The sequence below is a fragment of the Pseudomonas sp. AC172 genome, from assembly GCF_979258595.1.
Map to the genome: position 1 here is coordinate 5,298,249 of NZ_OZ409868.1, position 21,333 is coordinate 5,319,581.

The 21,333-nt window shown below is 55.5% G+C and carries 19 protein-coding genes; all 19 read right to left on the reverse strand.

Annotated features, from left to right (window positions below; genetic code table 11):
* Nucleotides 1-4: 4 nt before the first annotated feature.
* The 19 genes from ACZ0A4_RS24000 to ACZ0A4_RS24090 all read right to left on the reverse strand — a co-directional run bounded on the left by ACZ0A4_RS24000 (nucleotide 5) and on the right by ACZ0A4_RS24090 (nucleotide 21,322).
* On the reverse strand, nucleotides 5-2,827 hold the full coding sequence (locus ACZ0A4_RS24000; RefSeq protein ID WP_463576590.1) for an HD domain-containing protein: 2,823 nt from the start codon (nucleotides 2,825-2,827) through the stop codon (nucleotides 5-7).
* A 133-nt stretch (nucleotides 2,828-2,960) separates the two neighbouring features.
* Entirely contained in the window at nucleotides 2,961-4,991 is a 2,031-nt protein-coding gene (locus tag ACZ0A4_RS24005; protein WP_463576591.1) for a pyridoxamine 5'-phosphate oxidase family protein, read from the reverse strand.
* A gap of 45 nt (nucleotides 4,992-5,036) precedes the next feature.
* The gene (locus tag ACZ0A4_RS24010) at nucleotides 5,037-5,663 is read right to left on the reverse strand and encodes a glutathione S-transferase family protein (protein WP_463576592.1); all 627 of its coding nucleotides are present in this window, start codon (nucleotides 5,661-5,663) and stop codon (nucleotides 5,037-5,039) included.
* Between the two features lie 105 nt (nucleotides 5,664-5,768).
* A complete protein-coding gene (locus ACZ0A4_RS24015; RefSeq protein WP_463576593.1) occupies nucleotides 5,769-6,695 on the reverse strand; it encodes a LysR family transcriptional regulator in 927 nt (308 codons plus the stop codon).
* Nucleotides 6,696-6,705: 10 nt separating this feature from the next.
* Nucleotides 6,706-7,905: a Fic family protein gene (locus ACZ0A4_RS24020; RefSeq protein ID WP_463576594.1), complete on the reverse strand. Its 1,200-nt coding sequence runs from the start codon at nucleotides 7,903-7,905 to the stop codon at nucleotides 6,706-6,708.
* Between the two features lie 212 nt (nucleotides 7,906-8,117).
* A complete protein-coding gene (gene glmS / locus ACZ0A4_RS24025) occupies nucleotides 8,118-9,950 on the reverse strand; it encodes a glutamine--fructose-6-phosphate transaminase (isomerizing) (protein ID WP_463576595.1) in 1,833 nt (610 codons plus the stop codon).
* Between the two features lie 2 nt (nucleotides 9,951-9,952).
* Entirely contained in the window at nucleotides 9,953-10,729 is a 777-nt protein-coding gene (locus ACZ0A4_RS24030) for a DeoR/GlpR family DNA-binding transcription regulator (RefSeq protein ID WP_110718201.1), read from the reverse strand.
* Between the two features lie 160 nt (nucleotides 10,730-10,889).
* Nucleotides 10,890-12,257, reverse strand: a complete 1,368-nt coding sequence (glmU, locus tag ACZ0A4_RS24035; protein WP_463576596.1) for a bifunctional UDP-N-acetylglucosamine diphosphorylase/glucosamine-1-phosphate N-acetyltransferase GlmU — start codon at nucleotides 12,255-12,257, stop codon at nucleotides 10,890-10,892.
* Between the two features lie 118 nt (nucleotides 12,258-12,375).
* Nucleotides 12,376-12,801 (reverse strand): F0F1 ATP synthase subunit epsilon, encoded by a 426-nt coding sequence (locus ACZ0A4_RS24040; RefSeq protein WP_007911962.1) that lies wholly within the window; start codon nucleotides 12,799-12,801, stop codon nucleotides 12,376-12,378.
* Between the two features lie 45 nt (nucleotides 12,802-12,846).
* Nucleotides 12,847-14,226, reverse strand: coding sequence for a F0F1 ATP synthase subunit beta (atpD, locus tag ACZ0A4_RS24045; RefSeq protein ID WP_016984062.1), 1,380 nt, complete (start codon nucleotides 14,224-14,226; stop codon nucleotides 12,847-12,849).
* Nucleotides 14,227-14,253: 27 nt separating this feature from the next.
* Nucleotides 14,254-15,114: a F0F1 ATP synthase subunit gamma gene (atpG, locus tag ACZ0A4_RS24050; protein ID WP_007911960.1), complete on the reverse strand. Its 861-nt coding sequence runs from the start codon at nucleotides 15,112-15,114 to the stop codon at nucleotides 14,254-14,256.
* Between the two features lie 50 nt (nucleotides 15,115-15,164).
* Entirely contained in the window at nucleotides 15,165-16,709 is a 1,545-nt protein-coding gene (gene atpA / locus ACZ0A4_RS24055; protein ID WP_016984064.1) for a F0F1 ATP synthase subunit alpha, read from the reverse strand.
* A 21-nt stretch (nucleotides 16,710-16,730) separates the two neighbouring features.
* Nucleotides 16,731-17,267: a F0F1 ATP synthase subunit delta gene (locus tag ACZ0A4_RS24060; RefSeq protein WP_007911956.1), complete on the reverse strand. Its 537-nt coding sequence runs from the start codon at nucleotides 17,265-17,267 to the stop codon at nucleotides 16,731-16,733.
* Between the two features lie 12 nt (nucleotides 17,268-17,279).
* Complete coding sequence (locus ACZ0A4_RS24065; protein WP_003229781.1) at nucleotides 17,280-17,750, reverse strand: F0F1 ATP synthase subunit B; 471 nt, start codon at nucleotides 17,748-17,750, stop codon at nucleotides 17,280-17,282.
* A 59-nt stretch (nucleotides 17,751-17,809) separates the two neighbouring features.
* Complete coding sequence (gene atpE / locus ACZ0A4_RS24070; protein WP_003097235.1) at nucleotides 17,810-18,067, reverse strand: F0F1 ATP synthase subunit C; 258 nt, start codon at nucleotides 18,065-18,067, stop codon at nucleotides 17,810-17,812.
* A gap of 133 nt (nucleotides 18,068-18,200) precedes the next feature.
* The gene (atpB, locus tag ACZ0A4_RS24075) at nucleotides 18,201-19,070 is read right to left on the reverse strand and encodes a F0F1 ATP synthase subunit A (protein ID WP_008084413.1); all 870 of its coding nucleotides are present in this window, start codon (nucleotides 19,068-19,070) and stop codon (nucleotides 18,201-18,203) included.
* Nucleotides 19,071-19,086: 16 nt separating this feature from the next.
* On the reverse strand, nucleotides 19,087-19,494 hold the full coding sequence (locus ACZ0A4_RS24080) for a F0F1 ATP synthase subunit I (protein WP_008084411.1): 408 nt from the start codon (nucleotides 19,492-19,494) through the stop codon (nucleotides 19,087-19,089).
* Nucleotides 19,495-19,642: 148 nt separating this feature from the next.
* Nucleotides 19,643-20,515, reverse strand: coding sequence for a ParB/RepB/Spo0J family partition protein (locus ACZ0A4_RS24085; protein ID WP_034152184.1), 873 nt, complete (start codon nucleotides 20,513-20,515; stop codon nucleotides 19,643-19,645).
* Nucleotides 20,516-20,524: 9 nt separating this feature from the next.
* The gene (locus ACZ0A4_RS24090; RefSeq protein ID WP_141126029.1) at nucleotides 20,525-21,322 is read right to left on the reverse strand and encodes a ParA family protein; all 798 of its coding nucleotides are present in this window, start codon (nucleotides 21,320-21,322) and stop codon (nucleotides 20,525-20,527) included.
* Nucleotides 21,323-21,333 lie beyond the last annotated feature (11 nt).

Genomic DNA, 21,333 nt, shown 5'->3' on the forward strand with positions numbered 1-21,333 from the left:
AATCTTAAGAAAGTACTGCTTTCATATGAGCAGCAAGCTTAGCAAGAAGCTCCCCCAATTCATCATATGTAACTTCTTTATTCTTCAAGTTTAGATAAACCCAAGAAACAAACCTATCGCTCAAGTCAACCTCCCAAGGATCGTCTCCAACGCCAAACTTAGCAGGTAGAACCATAAAAGACTGACCAGGGCATTCAGTTCTAACAACCCGAGCCCAATGGATTAACTTATTTATTTCCAACTTCCGGTACTCGCCCCAAACTGGGAACAGGACGCGATTGCCAATTTCCCAGAATACGCTTGCTTCGCCAGTCAAAACATTTTTAAAATAGTCATCATCCACAGGGCAAACGTCCTCTTGATAAAAGGAGTAAACCATTGAAGAAATTCCTTTTTCCTGAGGAGTACTTGCCTGCAATCTAATACCAACTTCACTTGCCAGCTTTAATATTATTCGTAAGCTAGCTCGCTCGGCCCCACCAAACAGAACATACATTGCCCCATCATATTCTCTCTCGATTTTTTGTTGAGAGAGATTTGTCATTACACTTCTTATCGTGCCGTCTTCAATTAAGCCAAGAACATCAGCCATTTTTATTGGCTCGACTTTTTCAAAGCTAACAAGGTAATCCATCACATAACTTTTATACCTGTTTTTAGTATTTTCATCAGATTGGTTGAGCGTGTAGAAAAGTGCAGCGAACGATTTCTCTTCCTGGGAGAGCTTCGAAAAGTGAAGATCAACATACTCCAATAGACTGCCGAGGAGATCCTCGACAGCTTTTTCTTTAGCCTCTGCTAAAATTTTTTCTCTATTATAAGAAAGAAAATCGCTTGCTTGGTAACCGTAATAATCAACACAACATCCAACCATTGAAATAGAAGGATGCAAGTCTTCAAACTTCTGACCTCTAAAAAGAGTCTTGCATCTAGCAGCATCATTATCAAAGAATACAACTTGCGACAGAACCGTGTTGTACCTTTTGCTAAAGTACTCAACACTTTCCACTCTATTCAGAACTTCATTGGAAGAAACTATCTTTATGGGGCTTCCTTTACTGAACTCATGAACTGCACGAAAAAGATTTATTTCTTCATATCCGCTTAAATCCGTTTCTTCATCAGTAAAATCATAGACATTTAGTTTCCGCAGTAGCTGTTCTCCTTCTGTTCCATACGGAATACTCATCCTAGATGGAAAAGGTAGAACATCTATATCGACGGCTACCGTTGCGCCATAATCTATGGCATGAGCAGGCAAATCCTCAATTACTACAGGATTATCAGTTGATTTAGAAAAACTAATTCTGATTGCCTCATGCGTAAAAATACTTTTCGTAGTAATCGAGAAGCTATCAGACAGCAAATATAAACTTTGCAAACCAATACCAAAATTCCCTGAAGGTCTAAACCACAGCGGCATGTCCCTAACTAAATCGTATTTTATTTTATTCTTCGTCGATCCACCAACCTTCAAAATGGCTTTAAGTTCACTTTTGCTAATGCCAGCACCCATATCTTTTACAAACAAACTTAAAACTTTATTTTCATCATTAATAGAAAAATTCACATCTATTTTCTTTGCGTCATAAATCTCACGTAAAGACTCTGAAACGGGAGTCGAGCAATTAATAAAGTCCTTATGCTTCACCCAAATAGATAAAAGTGTTGAATCAACAGCATTTTGTAAAACCTCCCGCACACTTTCAAACCTTGAAGAATACAGCCCTGTACTCCGTAAGAGCTTCAATATCTCTTCTTGGTCAACGTTGAACGCTGGTTTCTTTCCTTTCTCCAGAACGACATAGGGATTTACCAATGAGACGTCAGGTGGCGAAAGCGTGGGCAATCTACCAAGTTTTTTTGATGGTACGATTTTGTGCCATCTTTGAGATTGTTTGTGATACTCACTCTCCAGCCACTGAAACCACTCATGCGCAATTACATATGATTCTGGAGTGGGGCACACCGCCTCAATTTCTATCCTTTCTGAATTCAATCTAAAATGGCGAATACTTTTATGTTTCTCTAAATGGTTATAACTAATAGATGGCAGTCTTTCTCCACTCATTCGCATCATAACAGGGCAAAATCGATTATCATCAATATCAAGCAAATCACCCATTCTCAGAAGTGCTGCCACATATCTAGGGTGACAGTCTTCTGTAGCCATACCCGCCTCAGCGAACGGAAGCTTCATCATATCTTCAAAACTTTGTCCATGTGCTTTGCAAATAGAAGCAAGCGTACCAAACAACCGGTTAGGCAACAGTTCATTACGCGGAGAATCAAGACCTATTTCATAAAAAGGATCATTAACTACATTAGCGGAGTTTTCGGGGTGCTTCCGTCGATACCACTCTGCAATAAGTTGAATATATTCATTAAAAAATCTATGCGCGGCAGTCCCATTAGGCAATACCGCCGTTTCATCAAGCCATTTCTCGGCAAACTGGTGAAGTGGATTGTCTTTTTGTTCGGCAATATCTTTAACAAATTCCGCGAATGCTGGAGTCTCCATATCCTGAATTTGTTTATGTGTTACAACCATCCCAATATCATGATTATAAGCTGCCTCCAAAATCAACCACATATCTGTTGCGCTAAGATATTCAATTTTGTCGCCAAGCAAACGTTCAATATTTACGATAATCTGTTTGGAATGCGATGCGTCATGACGACTATAATGAGGAAATATACTGCTAATATTTTGCAGAGCCTTAGAGATAAGTTCTTTATCAAACCGCCACTGAGACTCTAAAAGCTTGAGATGTGGATGCCGACGACAAGATTTCCTAAAAGCAGCTTCCAAGCTTATAATTCGCATTATTTCATGCACTCCTCGAATGTTTCCTCTATATTGGCATAAAATAATTTTAGGACAAAGCCACTATCGTACTTAAAAATACGAGTTTTAAATAAGCGACGCTCGTTACGTTTTTTCTCCAGTTAATACGGGGTTATAGATCCAATATCAACGGTTGGGTACTCTGTGCCGGAACCGCGCAGCAAATCAGCACATGCCCCGCTTCCGGGATATCCGCCGGCACCTGTGGATAATTCACCGCACCGCTGACCAGCCGGGTCTTGCAGGTACCGCACGAACCGCCACGGCAGCTGAACTCGGGGCGCAATCCGCGGCTTTCCGCCAGCTCCAGCAAACTCCCGCCATCGGGCTGCCAGCGCGCCTCTTTCGCCGAGCGCTCGAACACTACCGGCACCGATGTGGTCGCTGCGGGCGGTTGTTCGATCACGATCGCGTCCGGATCGGCCTGACGCTTCAGCGTCGACGGACCAAAGGTTTCCGCATGAATCTGTGCGTCGCGCACATCCAGTTCGCGCAGGGTGTCGTACAAACCCTGGGTAAATCCACCGGGGCCGCAAAGGACAAAGTCGAGCTGGTCGAAATCCTCGCCATCCAGCACGTTTCTTAGCACTTGCGCGTCGATACGCCCCGGCAGATCGAAATCCTCACCTTCATGCAGGTCGGCTTCCGGCTGGCTGAGCAACCGCAGAACTCGCACAGAGTCGCCCGCCGTTTCGAGCAACCGATCCAGCTCCTTGCGAAATGGCTGGTCCGCCAGACTGCGCGAACTCTGCAACAACAATGTCGGACGAATTCCCCGCGTCCGCAGGCCTTGGTAGACCACCTCGCGAAGCATCGACAGCAACGGCGTGATGCCTACCCCGGCGGCCAATAAAACCAACGGCCTGTGTTCCAGTGGCGCGACGGTGAAATGCCCTTGCGGCGCCCGCGCTTCAAGAACGTCGCCAAGGCGAATCTGCTCATGCAGATGCGACGAAATCAGTCCTTCGCGCTTCACGCTGATGCGGTAGAAACCATCCGATGGCGCGCTTGAAAGGCTGTAAGTACGAATATGCACCTCGCCACCGAGCGTGAAACGCAGCGGCAAATGCTGACCCGCGAGAAATACCGGCAAACCGGCGCCATCGGCCGGCTCCAGGTAGATCGAGCGGATATGGCGACTTTCCGCTTCGATCTTCGCCACCCGCAGCGGCCGCCATTGATTGCCCAGCGCCTGCGCCTGCAAACGCGCATCGGCCTCGGCCCAGTTACCGGTCAACAGACTGGTCGGCGACATGCCATCGAAGCGCCAGCGCAACGCCAGGGCTGCCGGGCGCCGCACCAGTTTTTCCACCTCAAATGTCCACAGCCGTTCCGCCCCTTGAAAGGCTTCGATCTGCGGGTCTTCGAGAAGAATCTCGGTACGCCCGCTGAGTTGCAGCAGATCACCCGTGGAAAAGTCGATGAACAGCAAGCCGGCCTTGGGATTGAGCAGCAGATTGCCCAAGGTGTTGAAATGCAGATTGCCGGCGAAATCGGGGATGGTCAGACGATTGCCTTCCACCCGCACGAAACCGGCCTGCCCGCCACGGTGAGAAACATCCACCGCACGCTGGCCCTCGACATCCACATAACTGGCGACAAAAAACGTGTCGGCGCCAGCGATCAACGCCGTAGCGGTGTCATCGAGACCGTTCAGATGCTCGGCCGGACGAGTCTTCGGATCCGTCAGCGGCACACGTTGAAACTGGCGCAACTGAATGTACTGCGGGCAATTGCCGAAAGCCTGATCCACGCTCACGTCGAACCCGTCGGCCGTCAGATTGCCAACATGACCGTTAAGGCGATTGCGCCGACGGGTGTGCAACTCGATACCGAGCAAACCGATCGGCTCGCCGTTACGCAGTTGCGCGGGATCATCGGCAGCGGGTTGGCTGGCGAAATGCAGATGTTCAGGATCGGGCGAATGGGCAAACCCCGGCGCGCCTTCGAGCACGCTGGCCCATGGACGTCCATCCGCATCGACTGCGCCGTACAGCATGAAGGGCAGTTGCTGATAGAACTCACGGTGCTGATCCGGCATCCAGCTGCGAATCACCTTGCGCCCAAAGCCTTCCATGCGTTCGGCAACGCCGACATGGGCCTGCAATTGCTGTTCGCCAGCGTGCCACGGTGAACGTTCCATCACGACCTCTCCCCTGCACCGTCGGCACAGTGTGGATTACGAAAATCAGGCAGTGGTTTGCAGACCGGCAACCGTGCGCGGCATGCCGACGAAACCCGGCAGTGCTTCAACTCGGGCCAGCCAGGCGCGAACGTTGCCGTAGTCGTCCAGCGACACATTGCCTTCCGGTGCGTGGGCGATGTAACTGTAGGCGGAAACGTCGGCAATGGTCGGTTCGGTGCCGGCCAGATAAGGCGTTTTGCCTAATTCGGCGTCCATCACTTTGAGCAGGTTGTGCGCACGGGTAATCGCTTCTTCTGCATTCAGTTGGGCACCAAACACCGTGACCAGGCGCGCAGCGGCGGGGCCGAAAGCAATCGGCCCCGCGGCAGCCGACAACCAGCGCTGCACCCGTGCGGCGCCGACAGGATCGGTTGGCAGCCAACGACCGTGGCCGTATTTCTGCGCCAGATACACCAGAATTGCGTTGGAGTCGGCGAGCACCACACCGTCGTCATCGATGGCCGGCACCTGGCCGAAACTGTTGATCGCGAGATATGCCGGCTGCTTGTGCGCACCTTTGGCCAGATCGACGAAGATCAGCTCGGTCGGCAATTGCAGCAGGGACAACATCAGCTCGACACGGTGGGCGTGGCCGGAGCGTGGAAAGTTGTAGAGTTTGATCGCTTGCATGGTCGACTCCGCTGAACAGGGGCGCCGCTGCGGGGATGAGCGCGCCGATGGAGGCCATCTTGCGCCGATCGCGAAAACAACAGAATCACCAGCAAATACAATCGATTATTTCACTGGGTGCAATAACGCTGCATTTTTCAACGCTGGAAGTTCGCGCAAAGCCTCCGCCGTAAAATCGACAAAACTGCGGATCCGCGCTGGAGCCTTTCGCCCCCCCTGATACACGACATGGATCGGCAGCGGCGGCAGTTCGAATTCCGCGAGGACGATTTCCAGTGCACCGGCGGCAACCTGGCTCGCCACTTGATAGGACAACACTCGAGTCAAACCCAAGCCCGTGCAAGCTGCTGTAATCGCAGCCTGATTGGCGGTAACGATCAAACGCGGCTCGGGACGCACACTCAGCGGTTCGCCATCATCGAGAAACGGCCAACTGCGTTGCTGACCAATCGCTGAAGTCGCCACCACTGGCGCCCCCGCCAACGCGTGGGGGTGAAGCGGTCGACCATGCTCGGCAAAGTATTTCGGCGAGCCGCAAATGACCCGACGCACCTCACCGACCCGAATCGCATGCTGATTGCTGTCCGGCAGATCACCGATGCGCACCGCGACATCAATGCCCTCCTCAACCATGTTGACGATCCTATCGACTAGTACGGCGTTGATCGTGACATCCGGATACTGCGCGAGATAACTCGCCATCACCGGCGTCACAAACAAATCACCGAACAACACCGGCGCCGTCACCGTCAGTTGCCCACGCGGCTGGGCATGGCTGCCCGCCGCCGAATCCTCGGCCTCCTGCACCTCGGCGAGAATCCGCCGGCAATCTTCCAGATACCGCTGCCCCGCTTCGCTCAAATGCACACTGCGCGTAGTACGAATCAGCAACTGCGTACCGATGCGCTGCTCCAGCGCCGCCACCGCCCGCGTTACACTGGCCGCTGACAAACCCAGACGCCGCGCCGCCGCTGAGAAGCCTTGCTCCTGGGCGACAGTGGTGAAGATGTGCATTTCCTGGAAGCGGTCCATTCCTTGACTCCTACGTCGCAGCGTTCATCCGCTGGTGCAAATCCGGGAACAACAACTGAGCAAACCAGATCGGTAAACCTGGATAAAGATCACGCGCTTTCGGTGTCGCACTTTCGACCAAACCCAACTGAACCAAGCCTTTCAACTGATCCGTGGCTAGGCGATCCGACAGTCCGGTGAAAATCTTGAAGTCGGCTCGACTCAACGTTCCCTGAGTCAGCAGAACATGCAATGCCCGCGCAGCCTCAGGCTTGATTCCGGCGATTTTGATTCGCTCGTGCCACACAAAAATGCTGTGCAACCTTTCGCGCATATTCGATATGTTCAGCGCCCGTTCGGTATAACGCATCTGGTCGAGACAGGTTTCCAACATGAAGCCGACAAACTCGAACAAGCCTGCTTGAGTCAGCTGACCACGACCGTCAAGATCTCCGCGGCGGGATTTGTCGGCATTGGCTAATCGGGCGTAATACGTTCCCTGCTGTCGAGCGAGACCGCGAGATAACGACCAGAGAGGTGAGACCAGCCCAAGTTTTTGCAGTTGAAGATGAGTAAGTAACCTGATGGTTCGCCCGTTGCCATCGATAAATGGATGTACCCAAGCCAGTCGATGGTGATACGCCATCACCGAAAGCAATCGACTCCGCGCATCCGGCAAACGCCCGTACACGTTCTGCATTCGAGCGAGCATCGGACCCACGGATTGGCAGGGTGGTGCAGCATGATCGCCGACCAGAACGTCTCGTCCGCTCACATCGCGCAATTCGCCGGGCACCAAGTGGCTACCGTCGCTCAACATCAATTGATCTTCGAGGGTTCCGTAGAAGAGTCTTTTGTGCAAACGCGTAACGAACGCCGGACTGAAGAGAGCTTCCCAAGAAAGACTCTTATGCATTGACAACGCGCGCTCGAAAGCCTGCTGCGTACCGATGTGCGTCATCGCCAGTTCGGTCAGTTCCTTGCGTTGCCGTTTGGGAGACGTCGGGGCGAGAGTCACCGGCTCGGTGAACTGGCCTTCAATCAAGTTACTGTAAAAACTGCTGGTTACCCGAAGTAACCCGCCGACCCGCTGCAGCATAGGGGGAGAAACCATCGCACTGAGCTTCCCAGCCTGAAACGGCACCTGCTCAGCCAAATGCAGTATTTCATTCGGAAATACCGGCATAAGCGGCTCAAGCCAATGGGTTCCCAAGACTGTTTCAGCACACATCCAACCTCCTGAATCGCGGATTTATCTGCGGATTCAAGAATACGCTCAAGGCCTATATTTACCTAGCCTTTAGTCCTGTAGGAGGTTTCTCGTACTGAGGTAATTCGCGGATTATTTTTCGAATTTTTTGCCAGAAGAAAACGCAGAAGTGAGAGTCTGATTCCAATGTCCTACACGAGAGCGCGAAATCTCGCGCTCTCGTGCAAAAACCGTTACTCCACCGTGACCGACTTCGCCAAATTACGTGGCTGATCCACATCCGTGCCTTTAAGCACAGCCACGTAGTACGACAGCAACTGCAGCGGGATCGTGTAGAGGATCGGCGAGAGGATGTCGTGGATGTGCGGCATCTGCACCACGTGGGTGCCTTCGCCGTTGGTCATGCCGGCTTTCTCGTCGGCGAACACGATCAGTTCGCCGCCACGGGCGCGGACTTCCTGCAGGTTGGATTTGAGCTTTTCCAGCAGTTCGTTGTTCGGCGCCACGGTGACGACTGGCATGTCGTTATCCACAAGTGCCAGCGGGCCGTGTTTCAGTTCACCGGCCGGGTAGGCTTCGGCGTGGATGTAGGAGATTTCCTTGAGTTTCAGGGCGCCTTCCATTGCCACCGGGAATTGCGCGCCACGACCGAGGAACAGGGTGTGGTTCTTTTCGGCGAACAGCTCGGCGATTTTCTCCACGGTGCTGTCCATGGCCAGTGCTTCACCGAGACGGGTTGGCAGGCGACGCAGTTCTTCCACCAGACGTGCTTCGACGCCGTCGGCCAAGGTGCCCCGCACCTGGCCCAGCGACAGGGTCAGCAGCAATAGACCGACCAATTGCGTGGTGAAGGCTTTGGTTGAGGCGACGCCGATTTCACGGCCGGCCTGAGTCAGCAGGGTCAGGTCGGATTCGCGCACCAGCGAGCTGATGCCGACGTTGCAAATGGCCAGACTGGCGAGGAAGCCGAGTTCCTTGGCGTTGCGCAGGGCAGCCAGGGTGTCGGCGGTTTCGCCGGACTGCGAGATGGTCACGAACAAGGTGTCCGGCTGCACCACCACTTTGCGATAGCGGAATTCACTGGCGACTTCGACCTGGCACGGGATCCCGGCCAGTTCTTCCAGCCAGTAACGCGCAACCATACCGGCGTGATAACTGGTGCCGCAGGCGACGATCTGTACATTGCGCACCTTGGCGAACAGCTCGGCCGCTTGTGGGCCGAACGCTTGCACCAGCACCTGATCATTGCTGAGGCGACCTTCAAGGGTGCGCTGAACTACGGCCGGTTGCTCGTGGATTTCCTTGAGCATGTAGTGGCGGTATTCACCTTTGTCGGCAGCTTCGGCACCGTCGCTGTACTGTACGGTCTGGCGCTCGACGGCATTGCCGTTGACGTCCCAGATCTGCACGTTATCGCGGCGAATTTCGGCGATATCGCCTTCTTCCAGGTACATAAAGCGGTCGGTGACCTGACGCAACGCCAACTGGTCAGATGCGAGGAAGTTCTCGCCCAGACCCAGGCCAATCACCAACGGACTGCCACTGCGTGCGGCCACCAGACGATCCGGTTGTTTGGCGTTGATCACCGCTAGACCATAAGCACCGTGCAGTTCCTTGACGGTCGCTTTAAGCGCAACGCTCAGGTCCGGCTGGCCCTTGAGTTTGTGATTGAGCAGGTGGGCGATGACTTCGGTATCGGTGTCCGAAGTAAACACATAACCCAGCGCTTTCAGTTGTTCGCGCAGGGCTTCGTGGTTTTCGATGATGCCGTTGTGCACCACCGCGATATCGCCGGAGAAATGTGGGTGGGCGTTACGCTCACAAGGCGCGCCGTGGGTGGCCCAACGGGTGTGAGCAATGCCGAGACGGCCAACCAGCGGATGCTCGGCCAATGCGGCTTCGAGCTCGCTGACTTTGCCCGGGCGGCGCATGCGCTCGAGGGTTTCGTCGTTGGTGTACACCGCGACACCGGCGCTGTCATAGCCGCGGTATTCAAGGCGCTTGAGGCCTTCGAGCAGGATGGCGGTGATATTACGTTCAGCAACTGCGCCGACAATTCCACACATGCTTATTTCTCCTGACTGACAGCCGCGCAAATCACGGTGATACCGCGGGCCTGAATCTGATCGCGTGCCTCGCTAGGCAGGCGATCATCGGTAATTAGGGTATGGACGCTGCTCCATGGCAGCTCCAGGTTGGGAATCTTGCGGCCGATCTTGTCGGCTTCGACCATGACGATAACTTCCCGCGCCACTTCCGCCATCACTCTGCTCAGACCGAGCAGTTCATTGAAGGTGGTGGTGCCGCGCACCAGATCTATGCCATCGGCGCCAATGAACAACTGGTCGAAGTCGTAAGAGCGTAGTACCTGCTCGGCCACCTGGCCCTGAAAGGATTCCGAATGCGGATCCCAGGTGCCACCGGTCATCAACAGCACCGGTTCGTGTTCGAGTTCGCTCAAGGCGTTGGCGACGTGCAGGGAGTTGGTCATCACCACCAGACCGGGCTGTTGGCCAAGTTCCGGGATCATCGCGGCGGTGGTGCTGCCGCTGTCGATGATAATCCGCGCATGCTCGCGGATGCGTTTCACTGCCGCGCGGGCAATCGCCTGTTTGTATTTGGAAACGCTCTGCGCGGTTTCCGCGACCAGTTCCTGCGGCATGGTGATCGCCCCGCCGTAGCGGCGCAGCAACAGACCATGACTTTCCAGCGCAGCCAGATCCTTGCGAATCGTAACTTCAGAGGTTTCGAAGCGCTTGGCCAGTTCATCCACACTGACTTCGCCCTGCTCGTTGAGCAAGGCGAGAATGTTGTGACGGCGTTGCGGCGTGTTGCGTTTCGACATGGCGATTTAAGTTTCGATTCGAAAGATAACGGAAGCAATCAAAACCTATCGGCCCTAAATCGTCAAGCAGTCACCCAAAAAAAATCGCAGCCCTCAACAGTCCTGTAGGAGCTGCCGAAGGCTGCGATCTCTTGATCTTCAAGAAGCCGCTGTGGATAACTCAGCTCTTCTTGATCTTCTCCGGCCGCTTCCAGCCGTCGATGTTCTTCTGCCGCGCACGGCCGACGGCCAACTGCGCGTTATCCACGTTCTGTGTAATGGTCGAACCGGCTGCCGTGGTCGCACCGGCAGAGATATCCACAGGCGCGACAAGCGAATTATTGGAACCGATGAACACGTCCGCACCCAACACGGTTTTCCACTTATTGGCGCCGTCGTAGTTGCAGGTGATGGTGCCTGCGCCGATGTTGGTGCGCGCACCGATCTCGGCATCGCCCAGATACGTGAGGTGACCGGCCTTGGCGCCTTCGCCCATGTGGGCATTTTTCAATTCAACAAAGTTACCCACATGTGCACGAGCTTCGAGCACGGTGCCTGGACGCAGACGCGCGAACGGGCCGGCATCGCTACCCTCGCCCAGAACGGCGCCTTCAATATGCGAGTTGGCCTTGATCACCACACCTTTGCGCAGGGTGCTGTCCTTGATCACGCAGTTCGGACCGATCTCCACATCATCTTCGATGACCACGTTGCCTTCGAGGATCACGTTGATGTCGATCAGCACGTCACGGCCCACGGTGACTTCGCCTCGCACATCGAAACGCGCTGGGTCACGCAGAGTCACGCCTTGCGCCATCAACCGGCGGCCGACGCGCAACTGGTAGTGACGCTCCAGCTCGGACAACTGCTTGCGATCATTGGCGCCCTGCACTTCCATCGGATCGTGCGGTTGTTCGGTGGCGACAACCAGGCCATCGCTGACCGCCATTTCGATCACGTCGGTCAGGTAATACTCGCCCTGAGCGTTGTTGTTCGACAGACGGCTCATCCAGTCGGCCAGACGATTGGCCGGCACCGCGAGGATGCCGGTGTTGCCTTCGGTAATCGCGCGTTGCGCTTCGCTGGCATCTTTGTGCTCAACGATGGCAGCGACCTTGCCGTCGGCATCGCGCACGATGCGGCCATAACCGGTCGGGTCGTCCAGCTCGACGGTGAGCAAACCCATCTGCCCCGGCACGACATGCTTGAGCAGCCGTTGCAGGGTTTCGACTTCGATCAGCGGCACGTCACCGTAGAGGATCAACACGGTGTCGGCGGTAATGAAGGGCACAGCCTGGGCGGTGGCGTGGCCGGTGCCGAGTTGCTTGTCCTGCAGGACGAAATTCAGATCCTCAGCGGCCAGGCGTTCACGCACCACGTCGGCGCCATGGCCGATCACCACATGAATGCGTTGTGGATCAAGTTGCCGGGCGCTGTGGATAACATGACCCAGCATGGAGTTGCCGGCAATCGGATGCAGCACTTTCGGCAGCGCCGAACGCATACGGGTGCCTTGACCGGCCGCGAGGATAACGATTTCAAGAGACATGACTGGCTACCAATCCTGGGTGGTCAGCAACTGCGACCGGGTTTTGGGAATTCAGAAAAGAAAAAAGGGTAGCCGAGGCTACCCTTTTTTATCAATCGCACAACAAGTGGCTGACGGATTAACCGCCAAACTTCTTGCGGATCTGCTGGACGGTGCGCAGCTGAGCTGCAGCCTCGGCCAGACGTGCTGACGCAGCGCTGTAGTCGAAATCAGCGCCTTTTTCATGCAGAGCATGCTCGGCAGCCTTGAGAGCTGCTTGAGCCTGAGCTTCATCCAGATCGGCGGCACGTTGCACGGTATCGGCAAGCACCTTGACCATGTTCGGCTGAACCTCGAGGAAACCACCAGAGATGTAGAACACCTCGGGCTCCCCGCCTTGCTTGATCAGGCGGATCGGACCTGGCTTCAGATTAGTGATCAGCGGCGCGTGTCCCAGAGCGATACCAAGATCACCCAGTGCACCGTGCGCAATCACCATCTCGACCAGGCCGGAAAAGATTTCTCCTTCCGCGCTGACGATATCGCAATGGACTGTCATAGCCATCTGATTGCCTCAACCTAAATGAGCGCCCGTTGCCGGGCGCCGGGATTACAGTTTCTTGGCTTTCTCGATCGCTTCTTCGATGCCGCCAACCATGTAGAACGCTTGTTCTGGCAGGTGGTCGTAGTCACCGTTGAGGATGCCTTTGAAGCCAGCAATGGTGTCTTTCAGGGAAACGTATTTACCCGAAGCACCGGTGAAGACTTCAGCCACGAAGAACGGCTGCGACAAGAAGCGCTGGATCTTACGAGCACGGTTTACCAACTGCTTGTCGGCTTCCGACAGCTCGTCCATACCCAGGATCGCGATGATGTCCTTCAGCTCTTTGTAACGTTGCAGAACGTACTGAACGCCGCGAGCGGTGTCGTAGTGGTCCTGGCCGATTACGTTCGGGTCCAGCTGGCGCGAAGTCGAATCCAGTGGATCTACCGCTGGGTAGATACCCAGGGAAGCGATGTCACGGGACAGAACGACGGTGGCGTCCAAGTGGGCGAAGGTGGTCGCTGGCGACGGGTCGGTCAAGTCATCCGCAGGTACGTATACCGCTTGGATCGAGGTGATCGAACCTTCCTTGGTCGAAGTGATACGTTCTTGCAGAACGCCCATCTCTTCAGCCAGGGTCGGCTGGTAACCTACTGCCGAAGGCATACGGCCCAGCAGTGCGGATACTTCAGTACCGGCCAGGGTGTAACGATAGATGTTGTCGACGAACAGCAGAACGTCGTTACCTTCGTCACGGAACTTCTCGGCCATGGTCAGGCCGGTCAGTGCTACGCGCAGACGGTTACCCGGCGGCTCGTTCATCTGACCGTAAACCAGTGCCACTTTGTCCAGAACGTTGGAGTCCTTCATCTCGTGGTAGAAGTCGTTACCCTCACGGGTACGCTCACCCACACCGGCGAACACGGAATAACCGCTGTGCTCGATGGCGATGTTACGGATCAGTTCCATCATGTTTACGGTTTTGCCTACACCGGCACCACCGAACAGACCAACTTTACCGCCTTTGGCAAACGGGCAAACCAGGTCGATAACCTTGATGCCGGTTTCCAGCAGGTCGTTGCCGCCTGCCTGTTCAGCGAACGAAGGCGCTGGACGGTGAATGCCCCAACGCTCTTCGGTGTCGATCGGGCCAGCTTCGTCGATCGGGTTACCGAGGACGTCCATGATCCGGCCCAGGGTCGCTTTACCGACCGGTACGGAGATGGCTGCGCCAGAATCGGTAACTTCCAGACCGCGCTTCAAGCCCTCGGTGGAACCCATCGCAATGGTACGAACCACGCCGTCGCCCAGCTGCTGCTGAACTTCCAGAGTGGTGCCGGCATCGCTTTTGACTTTCAAAGCGTTGTAGATGCTCGGTACGCTGTCGCGTGGAAATTCCACGTCGATAACGGCGCCGATGATTTGAACGATACGTCCGCTACTCATAGCTGGATCCTCTGAATATTTGAACCGTTAAACCGCGGCAGCGCCGCCGACGATTTCCGAGATCTCTTGGGTGATCGCAGCCTGACGCGCCTTGTTGTAGATCAGCTGCAAATCGCTGATCAAATCACCGGCGTTGTCGGTAGCGTTCTTCATCGCGATCATCCGCGCAGCTTGTTCAGCCGCGTTGTTCTCGACCACCGCCTGGTAGACCTGCGACTCAACGTAGCGGACCATCAAGCCGTCAAGCAGCTCTTTGGCATCCGGTTCGTAGAGATAGTCCCAGTGGTGCTTGAGATCCTGATCCGGGGTGGCCACCAGTGGAATCAATTGCTCCACGGTAGGCTGTTGCGTCATGGTGTTGATGAACTTGTTGGACACCACGGACAGGCGGTCAATACGGCCGTCCAGGTAGGCATCCAGCATCACCTTGACGCTGCCGATCAGATCATTGATCGACGGCTCTTCACCCAGGTGGCTGATAGCTGCAACGACGTTACCGCCGAAGTTGCGGAAAAAGGCCGCACCCTTGCTACCAACAACACACAGATCAATCTCGACGCCGTTTTCGCGGTTTACCGCCATGTCCTTGACCAGGGCCTTGAACAGGTTGGTATTCAAGCCGCCGCACAGACCACGGTCACTGCTCACCACAACATAACCAACGCGCTTGATTTCGCGGTCGATCATGAACGGGTGGCGGTATTCCGGGTTGGCGTTGGCCAGATGCCCAATAACCTGGCGGATACGCTCCGCATAAGGACGGCTAGCAGCCATGCGCATTTGTGCCTTGCGCATTTTGCTGACCGCCACTTTTTCCATGGCGCTGGTAATCTTTTGCGTGCTTTTGATGCTCGCAATCTTACTGCGAATCTCTTTTGCGCCTGCCATGTAACACCTATCAGGTTAGCAAGCGGGAGCCTCGCGGCTCCCGCTGCGGCTTACCAGGTTTGGGTGGCCTTGAACTTCTCGATACCGGCTTTCATGCCAGCGTCGATTTCGTCATTGAAGTCACCTTTAACGTTGATCTTGGCCATCAAATCGGCGTGATCGCGGTTGAAGAAAGCGATCAGCGCTTGTTCGAAGCTGCCGATCTTGGCGATTTCAATGTCAGTCAGGAACCCACGCTCAGCGGCATACAGCGACAGCGCCATGTCAGCGATCGACATTGGTGCGTATTGCTTCTGCTTCATCAGCTCGGTAACGCGCTGACCATGCTCAAGTTGCTTACGGGTCGCTTCGTCCAGGTCAGAAGCGAACTGGGCGAATGCCGCCAGTTCACGGTACTGAGCCAGAGCGGTACGGATACCACCGGACAGCTTCTTGATGATCTTGGTCTGAGCGGCACCACCCACACGGGATACCGAAACACCGGCGTTCACTGCAGGGCGGATGCCCGAGTTGAACATGGCCGATTCCAGGAAGATCTGACCGTCGGTGATGGAAATCACGTTGGTCGGAACGAACGCGGAAACGTCGCCAGCCTGGGTTTCGATGATCGGCAGTGCGGTCAGGGAACCGGTTTTGCCGGTCACTGCGCCGTTGGTGAACTTCTCTACGTATTCTTCCGAAACGCGGGATGCGCGCTCCAGCAGACGGGAGTGGAGATAGAACACGTCGCCTGGGTAAGCTTCACGGCCTGGTGGACGGCGCAGCAGCAGGGAAATCTGGCGGTAAGCCACTGCTTGCTTGGACAGATCGTCATAAACGATCAGCGCGTCTTCACCGCGGTCGCGGAAGAATTCACCCATGGTGCAACCGGAGTACGGTGCCAGGAATTGCAGCGCAGGAGATTCCGAAGCACTGGCAGCCACGATGATCGTGTTGGCCAGAGCGCCGTTTTCTTCCAGCTTGCGAACCACGTTGGCGATGGTCGATTGTTTCTGACCAATAGCTACGTAGACGCAGAAAATGCCGCTGTCTTTCTGGTTGATGATCGCGTCGATCGCCAGAGCGGTTTTACCGATCTGACGGTCACCGATGATCAGCTCACGCTGGCCACGGCCGACAGGGATCATGGCATCGACAGCCTTGTAGCCAGTCTGTACAGGCTGGTCTACCGACTTACGCCAGATCACGCCCGGAGCAACTTTCTCGACCGCGTCGGTCTCGGTGTTGCCCAGTGGACCTTTGCCGTCAACAGGGTTACCCAGTGCGTCGACTACGCGACCCAGCAGTTCCTTACCAACAGGAACTTCGAGGATGCGGCCAGTGCACTTGGCGCTCATGCCTTCAGCCAGAGACTGGTAAGCGCCCAATACAACGGCACCTACGGAGTCTTGCTCCAGGTTGAGGGCCATACCGTAGACGCCGCCCGGAAACTCGATCATCTCGCCGTACATGACGTCGGCCAGACCGTGAATCCGCACGATGCCGTCAGATACGCTGACGACAGTGCCTTCGTTACGGGCTTGGGAGGTCACATCGAGCTTGTCGATGCGGCCCTTGATAATTTCACTTATTTCGGAAGGATTGAGTTGCTGCATTGCTCTGCTGCCCCTTCAAACTCAAGATTTCAATGCTTCGGCAAGTTTCGCGATTTTGCCGCGAATCGAGCCATCGATAACCAGGTCGCCGGCGCGGATAACGACACCACCTATAAGGGCAGCATCCTCCGCAACTTGCAGGCGCACTTCCCGGTTGAGTCGTGCACTGAGAACCTTGGCGAGTTTGTCTTGCTGTTCTTGGTTCAATGCAAAAGCACTGGTCACTTCAACGTCTACCGACTTCTCTTGTTCGGCCTTGTACAGGTCGAAAAGAGCGGCAATCTCCGGCAGAAGCGGGAGACGGTCGTTTTCGGCAACGACATTGATGAAGTTCTGTGCCTTGGCATCAAACTTGTCGCCGCACACGTCAATAAACGTGGCGGCCTTTTCTGCGCTCGTCAGTCGCGGGGCCTTGAGCACGCGCTGCATGGTGTCGTCTTGCGACACCGCTGCAGCCAGGCCGAGCATGGCTGACCAATTGGCCAGTTGCTGGTGGGCCTGAGCGTGCTCGAAGGCCGCCTTAGCGTAAGGTCGGGCCAACGTGGTCAGTTCTGCCATGATCGCCCTCGCTTAGATTTCAGCAGCCAGTTGGTTAACCAGCTCTGCGTGCGCGTTTTGATCGATTGTGGCACCCAGGATCTTCTCGGCGCCGCCGACAGCCAGCAAACCCACTTGGGCGCGCAGCTTGTCTTTGACACTGTTCAGTTCCTGTTCGATCTCGGCTTGAGCCTGAACCTTCACACGGTCAGCGTCGACACGGGCCTTTTCAACGGCCTCTTCGACAATCTGGTTACCGCGTTTCTTGGCTTGCTCGATGATTTCAGCTGCCTGAGCTTTCGCTTCGCGCAGTTGCTGACCCGCTTTTTCTTGGGCCAACTCCAGGTCGCGAGCTGCACGGCTGGCAGCGTCCAGACCATCAGCGATCTTCTTTTGACGTTCGTGCAGTGCAGCGATGACCGGAGGCCATACATACTTCATGCAGAACAGTACAAAAATCAGGAACGCAACGGACTGGCCAATCAGGGTCGCATTAATGTTCACGCCAACACCTCGCAGTTACGTTGTCCATCACATCAAATTACTCGGAAGAATCCGGGTAATTAGCCAGCGATCTGACCAACGAACGGGTTCGCAAAGGTGAAGAACAGAGCGATACCAACACCGATCATGGTTACGGCGTCGAGCAGACCGGCAACGATGAACATTTTAACTTGCAGCATTGGAACCATTTCTGGCTGACGCGCTGCGCCTTCCAGGAACTTGCCGCCCAGCAGGCCGAAACCAATTGCGGTACCCAGTGCGCCCAGGCCGATCAACAGTGCAACAGCGATAGCGGTTAGACCAACTACAGTTTCCATCTTTCCTCCCGACTTTTACGTCGTATGGTTTAGGTTTTTTAGATTAAAGCGGTAAAACAAATCGTTTCAGGTGCCCTGTGAAGAGCCCCTTCCCGTTTGACCGGGAAGGACATCAGACTAGTCGAGACTGGCCTTAATGGTTTTCTTCGTGCGCCATCGACAAGTAGACGATGGTCAGCATCATGAAGATGAACGCCTGCAGGGTGATGATCAGGATGTGGAACACAGCCCACGCCCACTGCAGAACAACGCCCAGGCCACTCAGCCAGAGCAGACCGCTGCCGAACATCACAGCGATCAGAATGAACACCAGCTCACCGGCATACATGTTGCCGAACAGACGCAGAGCCAGAGAGATCGGTTTAGCGATCAGGGTCACGAATTCGAGCAGGAAGTTCACCGGGATCAGCAGCGCCTGAACAAAGATGTTCTTGCTACCAAACGGGTGCAGGGTCAGTTCGCCGATGAAGCCGCCGATGCCCTTGACCTTGATGCTGTAGAAAATGATCAGTGCGAAAACCGACAACGCCATGCCCAGAGTCGCGTTCGGGTCGGTAGTCGACACGGCGCGGAACGGGATGTGGTGATCACCGGTGATCAGGATGGCCAGCTGAGGAATCCAGTCGACCGGGATCAGGTCGACGGCGTTCATCAGAAACACCCAGACGAAGATGGTCAGTGCCAGCGGCGCAATCACCGGGCTACGGCCATGGAAGCTGTCTTTCACGCTGCCATCGACGAATTCGACCAATACTTCAACGAAGTTCTGCAAAGCACCCGGCTGACCCGAAGTCGCTTTCTTTGCCGCCATGCGGAAAAGAAATACGAAGATCAGACCCAACGCGACCGACCAGCCGAGGGTATCGACGTGGAAAGCCCAGAAGCCCATTTCTTTGGCTTCTGCTGCGGTATGGGCAAAGCCCCAGCCGCCGTTAGGTAGCTGACCGAAGGTCAGGTTCTGCAAGTGGTGCTGGATATAGCCCGAAGCGGTTGTTTCTGCCATGGTTGCCTCAAACGCCCTAAGGTCTCGAAAGTCTTGTTCTCATCAGCAGGGGAGCGAACCAGCTGACCGACTGAGTCAGCACGAACACGCCGAATACTGCTATCGGCGCCAGTGGCTTCACACCTGCAAACACCAGCGCAAAAAGCACTGCTGTCAAAATCAGTTTGCCTGCCTCGCCGGCATAAAAAGACCGGACGATGGACTGGGCTGCTCGGGCGCCGGAAAACCGAAATGCCTTGTGAGCGAAATAAACATTGGGCAGCAAGGCTATCAGGCCTCCGCAAAGTCCCGAGTATCCGGCAACGACTCCATGCCACTGCCAGAGCGCCAAAGCGGCAATGAGCAAAATGACAAATTGAGCCATCAACACCGGAAAAACCGCCAGGCGATGGAACGGCAGGCGGTTTGGCTTGCGGGTTTCCATCACTATTGCTCTCCAATGGTCGGCTGCCAGAATTCAATAACTTGGCATAATTTGTGCCGACAAAATGCGCGCAGAGTATAGGGGCGGTTCTGCCCCTATTCAACTGTCAGGTAGTGATTTCCGACTGCGCGCTACATGAGGAAATGTTTCAGCGGATGTGTGCGAGCACACCTTGAAGCTCATCGAGGGAGTTGTAACCAATCACCAACTGACCCTTTCCCTTCTTGCCGTGGCGAATCTGCACCGCAGAGCCTAGGCGCTCGGCCAGACGCTGTTCGAGACGGGCGATATCCGGGTCGGGTTTGGTCGCTTCCACAGGCTCCGGTTTGCCACTCAACCACTGGCGAACCAGTGCCTCAGTTTGGCGCACGGTGAGACCGCGTGCGACAACATGTCGCGCCCCTTCAACCTGTTGATTGTCCGGCAGACCGAGCAAAGCACGGGCATGGCCCATTTCCAGGTCGCCGTGAGACAACATGGTCTTGATGACTTCCGGCAATGCAATAAGCCGCAACAGGTTAGCCACAGTGACACGGGACTTACCCACAGCCTCGGCGACCTGTTGCTGGGTCAGCTGGAATTCCTGCTGCAGACGCTGCAGGGCCACCGCTTCTTCGATGGGATTGAGGTCTTCGCGCTGGATGTTCTCGATCAGCGCAATGGCGATCGCGGTTTCATCCGGCACATCGCGGACCATTGCCGGAATGGTTTCCTGCCCGGCTTGCTGGCTCGCACGCCAGCGACGTTCACCGGCGATGATCTCGAAGCGGCCACCGCCAATCGGGCGCACCACGATCGGCTGCATCACGCCTTGCGCCTTGATCGAGGCCGCCAGTTCTTCCAGCGCCTGCGGGTCCATGTCCCGGCGCGGCTGGTATTTACCGCGCTGCAGCAGGTCCAGCGGCAAGTGTTGCAATTCACGGGTGTCAGCTTGCGCGGCTTGTTCTTCCAGCGCGCTGACGGTCGGACCACTCAGCAGTGCATCCAGTCCACGTCCGAGACCTCGTTTCTTGACGGCCATGGGGATTCCTTAAGTTGCCTGAGCGGCGGCGATGCGTGAATTTTTGCGCTGACGGCGAACCATCTCGCCGGCCAGGGCCAGATAAGCCAGGGCGCCACGCGATTGCTTGTCGTAGGCCAGCGCCGGCATGCCGTAGCTTGGCGCTTCGGCCAGACGGATGTTGCGCGGAATCACCGTGTCATAGAGCTGCTCGCCGAAGTGTTCCTTGAGCTGCGCCGAAACGTCGTTCATCAGGCTCAGGCGCGGGTCGTACATCGTGCGCAGCAAACCTTCGACTTTCAGGTTCGGGTTCAGCAGTTCAGCGATGCGCTTGATGTTATCCACAAGGTCGCTCAAGCCTTCGAGCGCAAAGTACTCGCACTGCATGGGGATAATCACCCCGTCAGCGGCGACCAGTGCGTTCAGCGTGAGCATCGACAGCGACGGCGGGCAGTCGATCAGGATGTAATCGTAATTTTCACGGATCGGCGCCAGCGCGCTGCGCAGACGGCTTTCCTTCATCTGCATTTCCAGCAGCACCACTTCGGCCGCGGTCAAATCGCGGTTGGCCGGCAGCAGTTGATAACCGCCGTGCTCCGAATAGTGCATGGCCTCGGCCAGATCGCATTCGCCGATCAGCAGGTCGTAGACCGAGTTTTCCAGGCCGTGTTTATCCACACCGCTACCCATGGTGGCGTTGCCCTGTGGATCGAGATCGATCAACAGCACCCGGCGCTTGGTCGCGACCAGGGATGCTGCGAGGTTGATGCAGGTGGTGGTCTTGCCCACACCACCCTTTTGGTTCGCTATCGCGAATACCTTAGCCATTCTTGCTTGTG

Coding starts and splice junctions, on each gene's coding strand:
- ACZ0A4_RS24000 (WP_463576590.1), bottom strand. CDS start 2,827: ATGCGAATTATAAGCTTGGAAGCTGCTTTTAGGAAATCTTGTCGTCGG.
- ACZ0A4_RS24005 (WP_463576591.1), bottom strand. CDS start 4,991: ATGGAACGTTCACCGTGGCACGCTGGCGAACAGCAATTGCAGGCCCAT.
- ACZ0A4_RS24010 (WP_463576592.1), bottom strand. CDS start 5,663: ATGCAAGCGATCAAACTCTACAACTTTCCACGCTCCGGCCACGCCCAC.
- ACZ0A4_RS24015 (WP_463576593.1), bottom strand. CDS start 6,695: ATGGACCGCTTCCAGGAAATGCACATCTTCACCACTGTCGCCCAGGAG.
- ACZ0A4_RS24020 (WP_463576594.1), bottom strand. CDS start 7,905: ATGTGTGCTGAAACAGTCTTGGGAACCCATTGGCTTGAGCCGCTTATG.
- glmS (WP_463576595.1), bottom strand. CDS start 9,950: ATGTGTGGAATTGTCGGCGCAGTTGCTGAACGTAATATCACCGCCATC.
- ACZ0A4_RS24030 (WP_110718201.1), bottom strand. CDS start 10,729: ATGTCGAAACGCAACACGCCGCAACGCCGTCACAACATTCTCGCCTTG.
- glmU (WP_463576596.1), bottom strand. CDS start 12,257: ATGTCTCTTGAAATCGTTATCCTCGCGGCCGGTCAAGGCACCCGTATG.
- ACZ0A4_RS24040 (WP_007911962.1), bottom strand. CDS start 12,801: ATGGCTATGACAGTCCATTGCGATATCGTCAGCGCGGAAGGAGAAATC.
- atpD (WP_016984062.1), bottom strand. CDS start 14,226: ATGAGTAGCGGACGTATCGTTCAAATCATCGGCGCCGTTATCGACGTG.
- atpG (WP_007911960.1), bottom strand. CDS start 15,114: ATGGCAGGCGCAAAAGAGATTCGCAGTAAGATTGCGAGCATCAAAAGC.
- atpA (WP_016984064.1), bottom strand. CDS start 16,709: ATGCAGCAACTCAATCCTTCCGAAATAAGTGAAATTATCAAGGGCCGC.
- ACZ0A4_RS24060 (WP_007911956.1), bottom strand. CDS start 17,267: ATGGCAGAACTGACCACGTTGGCCCGACCTTACGCTAAGGCGGCCTTC.
- atpE (WP_003097235.1), bottom strand. CDS start 18,067: ATGGAAACTGTAGTTGGTCTAACCGCTATCGCTGTTGCACTGTTGATC.
- atpB (WP_008084413.1), bottom strand. CDS start 19,070: ATGGCAGAAACAACCGCTTCGGGCTATATCCAGCACCACTTGCAGAAC.
- ACZ0A4_RS24080 (WP_008084411.1), bottom strand. CDS start 19,494: ATGGAAACCCGCAAGCCAAACCGCCTGCCGTTCCATCGCCTGGCGGTT.
- ACZ0A4_RS24085 (WP_034152184.1), bottom strand. CDS start 20,515: ATGGCCGTCAAGAAACGAGGTCTCGGACGTGGACTGGATGCACTGCTG.
- ACZ0A4_RS24090 (WP_141126029.1), bottom strand. CDS start 21,322: ATGGCTAAGGTATTCGCGATAGCGAACCAAAAGGGTGGTGTGGGCAAG.